Origin of the sequence: Paraburkholderia atlantica (assembly GCF_009362785.1) — a bacterium.
Classification (GTDB): domain Bacteria; phylum Pseudomonadota; class Gammaproteobacteria; order Burkholderiales; family Burkholderiaceae; genus Paraburkholderia; species Paraburkholderia atlantica.
In genome coordinates this window covers 40,641-54,174 of record NZ_WHNQ01000040.1, presented here as the reverse complement: position 1 = coordinate 54,174, position 13,534 = coordinate 40,641, and the positions used below count along the sequence as shown (strand labels likewise).

The 13,534-nt window shown below is 62.2% G+C and carries 13 protein-coding genes and 1 rRNA gene; 9 read left to right on the top strand and 5 right to left on the bottom strand.

Features of this window, described 5'->3' with window-relative positions:
• Nucleotides 1-132: 132 nt before the first annotated feature.
• Nucleotides 133-246, top strand: a 5S ribosomal RNA gene (gene rrf, locus GCT19_RS34590).
• 144 nt (nucleotides 247-390) lie between these two features.
• Here the strand turns inward: rrf and GCT19_RS34585 are convergent.
• Nucleotides 391-1,314: a dTDP-4-dehydrorhamnose reductase family protein gene (locus GCT19_RS34585; protein ID WP_152854442.1), complete on the bottom strand. Its 924-nt coding sequence runs from the start codon at nucleotides 1,312-1,314 to the stop codon at nucleotides 391-393.
• A gap of 11 nt (nucleotides 1,315-1,325) precedes the next feature.
• Nucleotides 1,326-1,529: a heavy-metal-associated domain-containing protein gene (locus GCT19_RS34580; protein WP_018432419.1), complete on the bottom strand. Its 204-nt coding sequence runs from the start codon at nucleotides 1,527-1,529 to the stop codon at nucleotides 1,326-1,328.
• Between the two features lie 134 nt (nucleotides 1,530-1,663).
• Between GCT19_RS34580 and cueR the strand changes: the two genes are divergently transcribed.
• From cueR to GCT19_RS34560, 4 genes are all read left to right on the top strand, one after another.
• The gene (gene cueR / locus GCT19_RS34575) at nucleotides 1,664-2,086 is read left to right on the top strand and encodes a Cu(I)-responsive transcriptional regulator (RefSeq protein WP_013088977.1); all 423 of its coding nucleotides are present in this window, start codon (nucleotides 1,664-1,666) and stop codon (nucleotides 2,084-2,086) included.
• Between the two features lie 301 nt (nucleotides 2,087-2,387).
• The gene (locus tag GCT19_RS34570; protein ID WP_018432418.1) at nucleotides 2,388-2,534 is read left to right on the top strand and encodes a DUF3563 family protein; all 147 of its coding nucleotides are present in this window, start codon (nucleotides 2,388-2,390) and stop codon (nucleotides 2,532-2,534) included.
• Between the two features lie 241 nt (nucleotides 2,535-2,775).
• Nucleotides 2,776-3,126 (top strand): hypothetical protein, encoded by a 351-nt coding sequence (locus tag GCT19_RS34565; RefSeq protein WP_227749397.1) that lies wholly within the window; start codon nucleotides 2,776-2,778, stop codon nucleotides 3,124-3,126.
• A 206-nt stretch (nucleotides 3,127-3,332) separates the two neighbouring features.
• Nucleotides 3,333-4,373, top strand: a complete 1,041-nt coding sequence (locus tag GCT19_RS34560; RefSeq protein WP_018432416.1) for an ABC transporter substrate-binding protein — start codon at nucleotides 3,333-3,335, stop codon at nucleotides 4,371-4,373.
• Between the two features lie 76 nt (nucleotides 4,374-4,449).
• Here GCT19_RS34560 and GCT19_RS34555 read toward each other — a convergent pair whose 3' ends face one another.
• Together GCT19_RS34555 and GCT19_RS34550 are read right to left on the bottom strand one after the other, a co-directional pair.
• Nucleotides 4,450-5,295, bottom strand: a complete 846-nt coding sequence (locus GCT19_RS34555) for a 23S rRNA (adenine(2030)-N(6))-methyltransferase RlmJ (protein WP_018432415.1) — start codon at nucleotides 5,293-5,295, stop codon at nucleotides 4,450-4,452.
• A gap of 119 nt (nucleotides 5,296-5,414) precedes the next feature.
• Nucleotides 5,415-6,386, bottom strand: coding sequence for a potassium channel beta subunit family protein (locus GCT19_RS34550; protein ID WP_018432414.1), 972 nt, complete (start codon nucleotides 6,384-6,386; stop codon nucleotides 5,415-5,417).
• Nucleotides 6,387-6,621: 235 nt separating this feature from the next.
• On the opposite strand from GCT19_RS34550, the gene GCT19_RS34545 reads away from it, so the two are divergent.
• Nucleotides 6,622-7,419: a 3-hydroxybutyrate dehydrogenase gene (locus GCT19_RS34545; RefSeq protein ID WP_013088983.1), complete on the top strand. Its 798-nt coding sequence runs from the start codon at nucleotides 6,622-6,624 to the stop codon at nucleotides 7,417-7,419.
• A 10-nt stretch (nucleotides 7,420-7,429) separates the two neighbouring features.
• The gene (locus GCT19_RS34540; RefSeq protein ID WP_018432413.1) at nucleotides 7,430-8,662 is read left to right on the top strand and encodes a DUF3734 domain-containing protein; all 1,233 of its coding nucleotides are present in this window, start codon (nucleotides 7,430-7,432) and stop codon (nucleotides 8,660-8,662) included.
• Nucleotides 8,663-8,825: 163 nt separating this feature from the next.
• On the opposite strand, the gene GCT19_RS34535 is transcribed toward GCT19_RS34540, so the two are convergent.
• Entirely contained in the window at nucleotides 8,826-10,025 is a 1,200-nt protein-coding gene (locus GCT19_RS34535) for an amino acid aminotransferase (RefSeq protein WP_013088985.1), read from the bottom strand.
• A gap of 445 nt (nucleotides 10,026-10,470) precedes the next feature.
• Between GCT19_RS34535 and uvrB the strand changes: the two genes are divergently transcribed.
• On the top strand, nucleotides 10,471-12,564 hold the full coding sequence (gene uvrB / locus GCT19_RS34530) for an excinuclease ABC subunit UvrB (RefSeq protein ID WP_018432412.1): 2,094 nt from the start codon (nucleotides 10,471-10,473) through the stop codon (nucleotides 12,562-12,564).
• Between the two features lie 342 nt (nucleotides 12,565-12,906).
• Complete coding sequence (locus tag GCT19_RS34525) at nucleotides 12,907-13,455, top strand: iron transporter (RefSeq protein WP_152854441.1); 549 nt, start codon at nucleotides 12,907-12,909, stop codon at nucleotides 13,453-13,455.
• The last annotated feature ends 79 nt before the right edge of the window (nucleotides 13,456-13,534 follow it).

The window sequence follows — 13,534 nt, the reverse complement described above, 5'->3', positions numbered from 1 at the left end:
AAGACATGCCGGTTGAGATCGGTGTTGTGCCAGAAACAACACAGCCCCACACACGAATCCTTTACGCTTCTTCCCGATTGGCTGTGGCGCCCGGTTGACCCCAACCTGAGAGCGACGCAGCAACCCGTCATGCCTGATGACCATAGCGAGTCGGTCCCACCCCTTCCCATCCCGAACAGGACCGTGAAACGACTCCACGCCGATGATAGTGCGGATTGCCCGTGTGAAAGTAGGTAATCGTCAGGCTCCCCCAAAGCCAGAAACCCCACCCCCAGCGGTGGGGTTTTTGCGTTTACGCCACCGTCATCGGCAGAGATGACGTCTCCGTGGACAAGTGGACCTTCTATCAAGCTCCTGGTCGCCATTACAGTCCGCGCGTAAGCGGCGGGATCAAGCGGAAGTCGTCATTCCCCGCCATGGAAACGCGGCTAGCACCTGCCTGATCGCCGTATCGAAAGGTGTGCGTCGGCCGAGTCCAAGTGCCTCCAGACGGCTCGATGCCAAATGACAGTTGTGCGGGCGCGGCGTCGCGTCGGTGGGTGTGTGCTGCGGCGTCAAATGCGCGTCGAGTTGCAATGCTTCTGCCAGGCGCACGGCGATCTCGTACTTGTTCATCGGTTCGTCGCCCGACCATTGCACGATGCCGGAGATGGTTTCGCCGCGCGCGTGTCGCTCGAGCATCTGTCGGATCACGACCGCGACATCGGGCGTGAACGTAGGATAGCGTATCGCCCAAGCGTCCATCTTGGCAGCTTGGGCGGCCGGCGCGGCCGACGCCGCGATCGCCGGCACGAGGCTAGTCACGGCCGACTCCGACCAATTCGCAATCGGCCCATACAACAGCGGCAGACGCAGCACGCATCCGCGCTCGGCCGTTTCGATTAGCGCTCGTTCGCCTTCGAGCTTGCTCTGTCCGTACGCGTTCAGTGGCGCTGGTGTACTGTCGTGACGATAGGGTGGGTGCTTGCCGTCAAACACGTAGTCGGTCGAGATCGACAGCGTCCATGCGCCGTGTCGATTTGCCGCGCTGGCGATCATTTGCACGGCATCGACGTTCAACGCGCGAGCATGTGCCGGATCGCGTTCGCATACATCGGGTCGGCGCTCCGCCGCGGCGATCACGACGGCATCCGGGACCACATGGTCGATGAAACGCTCGACCGCCAGGCTATCGCGAACATCCAATCGGACCATTTGCGGAGACGGCCGACTAAATGCTGTGGAGGCGATGTGCCAATCGACCTGGCCCGCGAGTTCGTCGATGAGCGCGCGGCCGAGCAGCCCGGAACCACCGATTACGGCGACCTTGAACATGCCGGGCACCCTCAGCGCAGAGACGTGACGGCGTATCCGGCTTCGTCAATCGCGGCCTTCAGTGCCTCGATCGGTTGTGCCGACTCCACGAGCACGCGGCCGCTCGCGAGATCCACCTGAACCTGCGCGGCCGCGTCGTGCTCGCGGATCGCGTTCGTGACGGCGCTAACACAGTGCTGGCAACTCATGCCTTCTACATGGAGTTCGATTGTCATTGCAAGGACCTCGAGGGAGTCAGATCGCGGATAGCCGAATTATGCCTGCCGTTTCGTGTTTGGGTAGCTGACCTTCCCGCGATGGGAAGGTGTAGGATCGGTTCGAGTTCACCCGCAATCTTGGGAAAACAGTCATGAACATTGGCGAAGCGGCCCGCGCGTCGGGCGTCACGGCGAAAATGATCCGCTACTACGAAAGCGTCGGCCTATTGACCGCGAAGGGGCGCACCAGTGCTGGCTACCGCGTGTATGGCCCGCAGGAAGTGCATTCTCTTCGCTTTATCCGCCAGGCGCGCCGACTCGGATTTCTCGTCGAGGATATCCGGCGACTGCTTGCCCTATGGAACGACCGCTCGCGTGCAAGCGCCGAAGTCAAGCGGATCGCGCTCGAACATGTCGCCGAACTCGATCGCCGCATCACCGAGCTGACGGACATGCGCGACACTCTCGCGCATCTGGCCGACCATTGTCACGGCGATGACCGGCCAGATTGTCCGATTATCGAGCGATTAGCGGACACCGATCTTGTTTCGGGACAAGGTTGCCATCCGCTTTAGCCGGGTGGATCGAGGAAAAAGGCGCAACCCGGTCTGCCGTCGCTCAGGCCAGCGAGTTGCGCACCGAAAGTGTGCGTGGAGATTGGCGCAATGACCTGCGCGCCCGGCGTCCTCGGTGAATCTCAATGAAATCAGTGCCCTGAATGCACCTGTACAGTGCGTCATTCCAGAATGGAATGCACGCCATGCGGGCATTTCACTGTTCAGGTTGCACCCTATGGCTATAATACGGGTTAACCCTTTTACGGGAAATCCCTGATGTCAAATCACCGGGGATTCGATCTGATCCTTGGAGAACATCATGTTTGCATTCATTCTTGACAAGCTGAGCACCTGGTTCGAAACCGCGGAACGTAGCCGTCGTGAGGCATACCTCGCATCTTCGTCCGATATCGTCCAGCTCGAACAGCGCATTCGTTCGCTCGAAACCAACGGCTATTCGCGCTGAGTTTCCGCTTTGAGTTTGACCTGGCGGCGCCTTTTGCCTGGCCATTGCAGTACCAATGTCGAGCCCCGTCAAAGCGGGGCTTTGTCGCATCTGAACACCGAAACCGCGTGCCTTCGGCGTTTTTCGATGATCGTCGCAAGAAGGCTTCTCATGGCGAATATCGACTAGCTTCGTAACGCGGGCCGCGGTAATGTAGGGCGTTTTTCGCGCAAGACGGCATTCATAACCAATCGGGCTGCCCATGTCCTCCGTCCGTTCACTGCAAACTTTCCGATCCATGATGGCCGCGGCTGCCACGGCGACCCTCGCCACCCTTTGCGCTGCGTCGGACGCATATGCGGTGTCCGATTACGAGCGTCCTCCCGTGATTCTCGATACGCTTGGCGGCATCAATAATGGCCAGAGCGGTACCGTACTGCTGAGCTCGCCGCCAGCGCCGGAGCCGATCGTCGCCGCGCCGTCGATCGCGGCACCGGTCGAACTGCCTGCAGAATCGTCGCCGCCGTTCGTCGTCGCACCGTATATCCAGTTGCCGGCGGGTGGGGGCGTGCCGCCGCGGCCGATGCCTCGACCGGTGCCGTTTCCGCAATAGGCAGTGACGGCGCGAAAGATCGCCGGTCTCGCTTCTCTCCCTACGCCAGCTTTGCTCGGACCCAGCAACTCCATCCGGGTTTGGGCGCATGGCGTCGGTGAAACCGTCCGACGACAATCGTTCCGACGCCTCGTCGCCCTGAGCTCGGTCCCCGGCGTGCGCGCCTGCGTCACCGCTTCGAACGGAAAACACAAGGAGACGTCACCATGCCCAATCACTGGATGCAGCGTGCGACGCGCGCCTGCGTGATGTTGCTCGCACTGGCTACGCTGCCCAGCGCCGGATTCGCGAAGGACGCGCCGGAAATGCCGACACTGACGATGGCCGTCGGCGGCTTACCAGGTCTCTACTACCTCCCGGTCCTCGCCGCACGGCAACTCGGCTACTTCAAGGACGAAGGCCTGAATGTCACGCTCGAAGATTTCGCGGGCGGCTCGAAGGCGCTAGAAGCGGTGGTGGGCGGCAGCGCCGAAGTGGGCGCGGGCGCATTCGAGCACACGCTATTCATGCAGGCGAAGGGACAGCACTATCGGGCGTTCGTGTTGATGGGCCGCGCCCCGCAGATCGTGATCGGCGTGGTGAAGTCGAAGGCCGATCAGATCAAGTCGCTCGCGGACTTCAAAGGCGCGAAGGTTGGCGTGAGCGCGCCGGGTTCGTCGACGGATCTCGTGCTCACCGTTGCGTTGCGCAAGGCCGGCGTGCAGCGCAGCGACATTTCGGCGATCGGCGTCGGCAGCGGGGCGACGGTGCTGGCCGCGGTGGGCAGTGGGCAGATCGACGCACTATCCAATGTCGATCCGATGATGACCAAGCTCACGCGTAGCGGCGCGATCAAGGTGCTGGTCGATACGCGCACGGTCAAAGGCACGCAGGAGGTTTTCGGCGGCACGATGCCCGCAGCAACGCTTTACGCGCCCGAAAGCTTCATCCAGAAAAATCCGAAGACGACGCAGGCGCTGACCAACGCGATCGTGCGCGCCAATCATTGGCTGCAGACCGCGAGCGATGCGGATCTGTTGAAGATGGTGCCGCCAGCCTACCTGTTGGGCGACCCGACGCTTTATCTCGACGCCTTTCACAACGTGCGCGATGCGTATTCGCCAGACGGACTGATGCCCGCGGATGGGCCGGCGACGGCGCTGCGCGCGTTGTCGTCGTTCGACAGCCGGCTCGATCCGAAGAAGATCGATTTGAGTGCGACCTATACGAACCAGTTCGCGAGCAAGGCGGCCGCGCAGTTGAAGTGAGCCCGGGTGCAGACCAGGTTGCGGGCAGGCAACTGCAGACCGTACGCGCAATCCGCTCACGCGCCGCTCATCGCGTTCAATTGCCGCGATATTCGACTTTGAACGTCGCAGCCTTGTCCTCGCCGAGCGTCTTGACGAGCCATGGCATCTGATCCTTCAGCATCTTCGCAAGCGTATACGGCGGGTTCAGGACGAACATGCCGCTACCGAAGAGCCCATAGCCGTCTTCCGGCGGATTGCTGACGGTCAGGCTGACGTGCAGCCAGTTGTCCTTCTGCAACTGCTTGAGCTGGTCGGGAAAACGCTGCGACTCGGGGCGCTTGACTTGCGGATACCACACCGCATACGTGCCGGTCGGAAACCGCTTCAGACTTTCCTCGACACAGCGCAGCGTGCGCCCGTAATCGCGCTTGTCTTCATACGACGGGTCGAGCAGGATCAGCGCGCGGCGTGGCGCCGGCGGCAACAGCGTGAGAATGCCGTCGAAGCCGTCGCCCGCGTACAGCATCGCGCGGCGTCCCGCGTCGCGGAAATTGTGGCGCAGCACGTCGATTTCGGTGCTGTGCAATTCGAATAGCCGCATCCGATCCTGCGCGCGCAACTGTCGCCATGCGAGATACGGCGAGCCCGGATAGAAATGCAACTGGCCATCGGCATTGAGCGCGCTGACTTCGTCGACGTAGTCGGCGAACAACGGCGGCAGATCGTTGCGGCCCCACAGTTTTGCAATACCCGTCTCGAACTCGCCGGTTTTCGTCGCGTAGCCTTCCTTCAGCGAGTAGACGCCGGCGCCCGCGTGCGTGTCGATATACCAGTAGGCCTTGTCCTTCTGGCCAAGGTAGCGCAGGAGCTGCAACACGACGGCGTGTTTCAGAACGTCGGCGTGATTGCCGGCATGAAAGGCGTGGCGGTAGCTGAGCATGATGAGAGGACGCTAAGAGAGCGCAGGCCGGCCCAAAGGAGCCGGCGACGCGCGGTCGCGTATTGTACGCGACCGCGCGTGCCCGGTTGGCCACTCGGTGCGTGGCGCTGCGCGGGCGATTACTCGTGCGCGTCGCCGATGATCTCCTCGATCCGCTGCTTGATCTCCGGCGTGATGCGCGCCGCCACCTCGGCGGACTGCATGTTTTCGCCGATCTGTTCGACCCGCGAGGCGCCCGTGATCACCGTGCTGACATTCGGATTCTTCAGAATCCACGCGATCGCGAGCTGACCCACGGTGCAGTCGAGTTCGTCGGCGACCGCGCCGAGCTGGCCGACCACGTTGTTCCGTGTCGGGTCGGTGAGTTGCTGACGCAGCCAGTCATAGCCCTGCAACTGCGCGCGACTGTCGGCCGGCACGCCGTCACGGTATTTGCCGGTGAGCAGACCCGATGCGAGCGGACTCCACGTGGTCAGGCCGAGGCCGATGTCCTCGTAGAGCCGCTTGTATTCCTGCTCGACGCGTTTGCGGTGAAACAGGTTGTATTGCGGCTGCTCCATGACCGGCTTGTGCAGATGATGCCGCTCGGCGATTTCATATGCGGCGCGAATCTCGTCGGCGCTCCATTCCGAGGTGCCCCAGTACAGCGCCTTGCCGCGCACGATCATGTCGCTCATTGCCCAGACCGTTTCCTCGACCGGCGTGTTCGGGTCGGGACGATGACAGAACACGAGATCGACGTAATCGAGTTGCAGGCGCTTCAACGACCCGTCGATCGCGTTCATCAGGTACTTGCGGTTCAGCGTGTGGTACTGATTCGGCGCTTCGTTGAGTCCCCAGAAAAATTTCGTCGACACGACGTAGCTCACGCGGGGCCACGCGAGTTCCTTCAATGCATGGCCCATGATTTCCTCGGATTTGCCGCCCGCATAGACTTCGGCGTTGTCGAAGAAATTGACGCCCGCGTCGCGCGCCGCGGCAAGCGATTCGCGCGCGGCGCGGTGATCCACCTGGTTGCCGTATGTGACCCATGAGCCGATCGACAACTCGCTCACTTGCAGGCCGGAGCGGCCCAGACGTCGATAATTCATGCATGTCTCCTGGTTGGTGATGCCACGGGAATGGAGCCCGGATTCAGCCGGAAAGCGTCCAGTTTAAATAGATCCGGTTCGGCGTGCGTTTTACCTATGCCGTTCACAGGGTTCATGCACAATAGCAAAGTCGGCCGCCGCGCTGCATCCGCCGAACGGTCTATACCGTTTGGCCGACTTCTCGCCGCGCGCGGCTTCGTGGTCTCATTGCTCATCAACTGCATGGAGGTTCTGGATGTCGTCTCTGAACTCGAATCTGAACGGCAAGGTCGCCGTCGTCACTGGCGCCGCGAGCGGCATCGGCAAACAGATCGCGTTGACTCTGTCAGCCGCGGGTGCGGCCGTCGCGATCGCCGACCTGAACCAGGACGGCGCGAACGCCGTTGCTGAAGAAATCAGAAAGGGCGGCGGTAAGGCAATCGGTGTGGCAATGGACGTGACGAGCGAAGACGCCGTCAACCAGGGTATCGACAAGGTCGCCGAGGAATTCGGCTCGATCGACATTCTCGTTTCCAACGCCGGCATCCAGATCGTCAATCCGATCGAAAACTATTCGTTCTCGGACTGGAAGAAGATGCAGGCCATTCACGTGGACGGTGCGTTCCTGACCACCAAGGCCGCGCTCAAGCACATGTACAAGGACAATCGCGGCGGCGTCGTGATCTACATGGGCTCGGTCCACTCGCATCTCGCCTCGCCGCTGAAGTCGGCGTACGTGACCGCGAAGCATGCTCTGCTGGGTCTGTCGCGCGTGCTCGCCAAGGAGGGGGCTGCGCATAATGTGCGTTCGCACGTCGTGTGTCCGGGCTTCGTGCGCACGCCGCTCGTCGACAAGCAGATTCCCGAGCAGGCGAAGGAATTCGGCATCAGCGAAGAAGAAGTAATCAAGCGCGTGATGCTGGGCGGTACCGTCGACGGTATCTTCACCACGGTCGAAGACGTCGCGCAGACCGTGCTGTTCCTGTCGACCTTCCCGAGCGCGGCGCTGACTGGCCAGTCGTTCGTCGTGAGCCACGGCTGGTACATGCACTAAGGGGCGGCCCATGGCGCAACGCAATCTGAAGCGGGCGCGCGTGGGCGTGTCCGGCGACGGGGAGGGCGCGGGTCCGGCGGTTGCCGCCCGCTCGCGCCGGCACCTCCGGTTGCCCAACTACGAAACCGTCGCGCTGATGCTGCAAGGCGGTGGCGCGCTCGGCGCCTATCAGGCCGGCGTCTTTCAGGGACTTTACGAAGCCGGCATCGAACCGAACTGGATCGCCGGAATTTCGATCGGTGCGCTCAATACCGCGATCATTGCGGGCAATCCGCCGGAACGACGCGTCGAGCGCCTGCTGCAGTTCTGGGAGACGATCTGCCAGCCGGCGTTCGGACCGCCGTTGCCCGCTCCGGTCGAACACGCGCTGTTCAATTCGAGCGAAGCGGTGCGCAAGGCATTTACGGCAGCGCAGGCAATGAGCGCGATCGTCGAAGGGCAAAAGGGCTTTTTCGTGCCGCGTTTCCCGCCGCCGTTGCCCACGGTGTCCGGTCCGCCGCAATTGGCGAGCTACTACGACACCACGCCGCTGAAGGCCACGCTCGAGTCGCTGTGTGATTTCGACCGGATCAATTCCGGGGAAATACGCGTGTCGGTGGGCGCGGTGAATTGCGGCACGGGCAATTTTGCGTACTTCGACAATACGCATACCACGCTCAGGCCCGAGCATTTCATAGCGTCGGGCGCGTTGCCGCCGGGCTTCGCGGCTGTCGAGATAGACGGACAGTTCTACTGGGACGGCGGCCTGATGTCGAACACGCCGCTCTACGAGGTGCTCCAGACCACGCCGCGTCGCGATACGCTCGCGTTTCAGGTCGATTTATGGAGCGCGATCGGGCCGGTGCCGGACAACATCACGGACGTGCAGGGGCGCATGAAAGACATCCAGTATTCGAGCCGTACGCGTCTCGTGACCGACATGCTGCAGCGCTCGCAGCGTTTCCGCCACGTACTGCGCGAGGTGCTGGACCGTGTGCCCGAAGAGCAACGCGACGATCCGTGGTGCAAGCTCGCCGAAGACCTGTCGTGCTCGAAGCGCTACAACGTGATTCACCTGATCTACCGGCACAAGGAATACGAAGGACATTACAAGGACTTCCAATTCGGTCTGTCGACGATGCGCGAGCATTGGCGAAGCGGTCTTGAAGATATTGTCCGTTCCCTCGAGCAGCCCGACTGGCTCGATATGCCGCAGAACGATGCCGGCTTCGTCACGCACGATATTCATAGGGACTCGCGCTGATTTCTGCGCAGACAGACCCGACGTGACGCCGGCAACGTCCAACGAACAGTCAGGCAGGCATGAAAAAACGGCGCCCTTTTCATAAAAGAGCGCCGTTTCTATAGACAGTTGCAGCGGTGAACCTGCTGCACTGGCGCGGCAAACCTCCGCGCCGTCACTCGCCTTACTTCAGCACGTGAGCAATCGCGTTGGCGACGACGTCGAGGTTGCGCGTATTCAGCGCAGCCACGCAGATACGGCCCGTGCTGACCGCATAGATGCCGAACTCTTCGCGCAGACGGTCCACTTGCGGTGCCGTCAGACCCGAGTACGAGAACATGCCGCGCTGTGCGTTCACGAAGCTGAAGTCACGATCGACACCGCTCGCCTTCAGGCGTTCGACGAGACCGTTACGCATTGCGCGGATACGGTCGCGCATTTCGCCCAGTTCGCTTTCCCACGTCGCGCGCAGTTCCGGCGACGCGAGCACGGCCGCGACCACCGAGCCGCCGTGCGTCGGCGGGTTCGAGTAGTTGGTGCGGATCACGCGCTTCAGTTGCGACAGCACGCGCGCCGCTTCTTCCTTGCTCGAGGTGATGATCGACAGTGCGCCGACACGCTCGCCGTACAGCGAGAACGACTTCGAGAACGACGACGACACGAACACGTTCAGTTCCTGCGCCGCGAACAGACGCACGGCTGCCGCGTCCGCTTCGATGTTGTCGCCGAAGCCCTGGTAGGCGATATCGAGGAACGGCACGAGGTTGCGCGCCTTGACGACCTCGACGACCTGCTTCCACTGTTCGACGCTCAGGTCGACGCCGGTCGGGTTGTGGCAGCACGCGTGCAGCACGACGATCGTGCCCGCCGCATAGCTGTTCAGCGCGTTCAGCATGGCGTCGAAGTTCACGCCGTGAGTCTGCGCGTCATAGTACGGATACGATTCGACGACGAAGCCCGCGCCTTCGAACAGCGCGCGATGGTTTTCCCAGCTCGGGTCGCTGATCGCGACCTTGCTGTTCGGGTTCACGCGCTTCAGGAAGTCCGCGCCGATCTTCAGCGCGCCCGTGCCGCCCAGCGCCTGCGCCGTGACGACGCGGCCGGCCGCGATCAGCGGCGAGTCGTTGCCGAGCAGCAGCTTTTGCACGGCGGCATCGTAAGCGGCGATCCCTTCGATCGGCAGATAGCCACGCGGCAGCGCGGCATCGACGCGGGCCTTTTCCGCCTCGCGCACGGCGCGCAGCAGCGGGATCTTGCCTTCTTCATTGAAGTACACGCCAACCCCGAGGTTGACCTTGGTGGCGCGCGTATCGGCGTTGAAAGCTTCGTTCAGGCCCAGAATCGGGTCGCGGGGAGCTAGTTCGACGGCGGAGAACAGAGACATGATGGGTGGGCAGCAGTAGTAAAAAGAGGGCGGCTTCGCGCGCGGGAGGCCTCATATGGAGCGTCGGCGGCGTTTCGGGCGTGCGGCGTGAGTTCGACGAAACGCGAAAATCAGGGACGGCCTATGGACAGCGGCGGGCGAGCGCAACTTCGCATTGTAACGAATCTGGGCGCGTTTTTCGGACGACCGGATGGCCAAAAGGCAATTATTTGCTTGAAAAACAGGCAGTGGGGGCCATGTGGCAGTAAGGAATTCGAGCGGACGGCGCGCGGTGGACCGCGCGAGCGGGCCGAGGTGCGCTGCCCTTCGCCGCGCGTACGTCCGCAAGGGGCCATAACAGATAGTCGCCCGCACGGCCCAGCGCAGCCCTACGTAACCCCGCTCGATCTTCGCTTTCCACAACCCGTTAGAATGATTCTTTGCCCAAGGCCCGGTGCCGCCCCTCATGTCCGAACACCATCTGACTGAAGCCGACGATACGCTCGACGAATCCAAATTCATCACGTTCGAAGGTTCGCCGTTCAAGCTGTACCAGCCGTATCCGCCCGCCGGCGACCAGCCCACGGCCATCGAGACGCTCGTCGAGGGCGTCGGCGATGGTCTCGCGTTCCAGACGCTGCTCGGCGTGACCGGCTCCGGCAAGACCTTCACGATGGCCAACACGATCGCGCGGCTCGGCCGGCCGGCGATCGTTTTCGCGCCGAACAAGACGCTCGCCGCGCAGCTGTACTCGGAGTTCCGCGAGTTCTTTCCGCGCAACGCGGTCGAGTACTTCGTCTCGTACTACGACTACTACCAGCCGGAAGCGTATGTGCCGCAGCGCGACCTGTTCATCGAGAAAGACTCGTCGATCAACGAGCATATCGAACAGATGCGGCTGTCGGCGACCAAGAGCCTGATGGAGCGGCGCGACGTCGTGATCGTCGCGACGGTGTCGGCGATTTACGGTATCGGCAATCCGTCCGAATACCACCAGATGATCCTGACGCTGCGCACCGGCGACCGGCTCGGCCAGCGCGATGTCATCGCGAGGCTGATCGCGATGCAGTACAGCCGCAACGAAGCCGACTTCCAGCGCGGCTCGTTCCGCGTGCGCGGCGACACGATCGATATCTTTCCGGCCGAGCACGCCGAGATGGCGGTGCGCGTCGAGCTGTTCGACGACGAAGTCGAAACGCTGCAGCTGTTCGATCCGCTCACCGGCCGCGTGCGGCAGAAAATTCCGCGATTTACCGTGTATCCGTCGTCGCACTACGTGACGCCGCGCGACACCGTGCTGCGTGCGGTCGAAACGATCAAGGCCGAACTGCGCGAACGGCTCGAGTTCTTCTATAGCGAAGGCAAGCTCGTCGAGGCGCAGCGGCTCGAGCAGCGCACCCGGTTCGACCTCGAAATGCTGCAGGAACTCGGATTCTGCAAGGGCATCGAGAACTATTCGCGGCACTTCTCGGGCGCGGCGCCGGGCGAGCCGCCGCCGACGCTCGTCGATTACCTGCCGCCCGACGCGATCATGATGCTCGACGAATCGCACGTGCTGATCGGCCAGCTGAACGGCATGTACAACGGCGACCGTGCGCGCAAGGAAAACCTCGTCGACTACGGCTTCCGGCTGCCGTCGGCGCTCGACAACCGGCCGCTCAAGTTCAACGAGTTCGAGCGCAAGATGCGCCAGGTCGTGTTCGTGTCGGCGACGCCCGCCGATTACGAGAAGAAGACGTCGGGGCAGGTTGCCGAACAGCTGGTGCGCCCGACCGGCCTCGTCGACCCCGAGATCGAGGTGCGGCCGGCACGCAGCCAGGTCGACGACGTGCTCGGCGAGATCAACGAGCGCATCAAGGCCGGCGACCGCGTGCTGGTCACGACGCTGACCAAGCGGATGGCCGAGCAGCTCACCGAATTTCTGGCCGACCATGGCATCAAGGTGCGCTATCTGCACAGCGACATCGACACGGTCGAGCGCGTCGAAATCATCCGCGATCTGCGTCTCGGCGCGTTCGACGTGCTGGTCGGTATCAACCTGCTGCGCGAGGGTCTCGATATTCCCGAGGTGTCGCTGGTCGCGATTCTCGACGCGGACAAGGAGGGCTTCCTGCGCGCCGAGCGTTCGCTGATCCAGACCATCGGCCGGGCGGCGCGTAACGTGAACGGCAAGGCGATCCTGTATGCGGACAACATCACCGACTCGATGCGCCGCGCGATCGACGAAACCGAGCGGCGCCGCGCGAAGCAGATCGCGTTTAACGCCGCGCACGGCATCACGCCGCGTGGCGTCGTGAAACGGATTCGCGACATCATCGACGGCGTGTACAACGTCGACGAAGCGCGCGCCGAGTTGAAGGAGCAGCAGACCCGCGCGAAATTCGAGGACATGTCCGAGAAGCAACTCGCCAAGGAAATCAAGCGCCTCGAAAAGCAGATGATGGAGCACGCGAAGAATCTCGAGTTCGAGAAGGCCGCGCAGACTCGCGATCAACTGGCGCTGCTACGTCAGCGCGTGTTCGGCGCGAACGTCGGCGATCACGTGGCGGGCGTCGACTAATTGACGTTTCGCGCCATCGCCTTGTCCACCATGAAAGGGCGCGGCCATTCGCCGCGCCTGTTCGCATTGGCCGGCACTTAAGCTCCCGCGGGAGCCGTCGGAATGGTCACTTTGACGGTGACGAATTCCATCCCTGCTTCCCAGCCACACAAAGATTTTTCTTAAGCGAACCTTAAGACCATGCTGGCATGAGGCCAAGCGCACTAACAGGTTTGTTCTCACCAGCGATCGATGATAAACTCAACCAATATTGAGAATGGTTCGCATTTAAATTTACATCTGACTTGCGACCGCCGTATTTCAATGAAATCGATTCCAGTCTGATAAAAACAAGGAGCATCAATGCGGATTTCTTCCTTTGTGCGCGGTGGCGCGGCAGCGGTAGCCGTGGTCGCGGCGCTGTCGGCCACGGCCGCCGAATATCCGATCGGCAAGCAGCAGATTCAGGGTGGCATGGAAATCGGCGTGGTCTACCTGCAGCCGATCACGATGGAGCCCGAAGGCATGATGCGCAAGGCGTCGGATTCGGACATCCATCTCGAGTCCGACATCCACGCGGTCAAGAACAATCCGACCGGTTTCGCCGAAGGCGACTGGATGCCTTATCTGCAGGTGCGCTACGAACTGACGAAGGCCGGCTCGAACCAGCCGTTGAAGGGCGACCTGATGGCGATGGTCGCGAACGACGGTCCGCACTACGGCGACAACGTCAAACTGCAAGGCCCGGGCAAGTATCACCTGAAGCTGATCGTCGAAGCGCCGATGCAGACGGGCCACATGGCGTTCGGCCGCCACGTCGACAAGGAAACCGGCGTCGGGCCGTGGTTCAAGCCAATCACGCTCGAATATGACTTCACCTTCGCTGGCATCGGCAAGAAGGGCGGTTATTGATCGGCGCGCGGCGCCAACGCGGTCGCTCAACGTATCAGTTAATGCAGCAGACGGCGCGCGGACGGTCGGTGTGAGACCC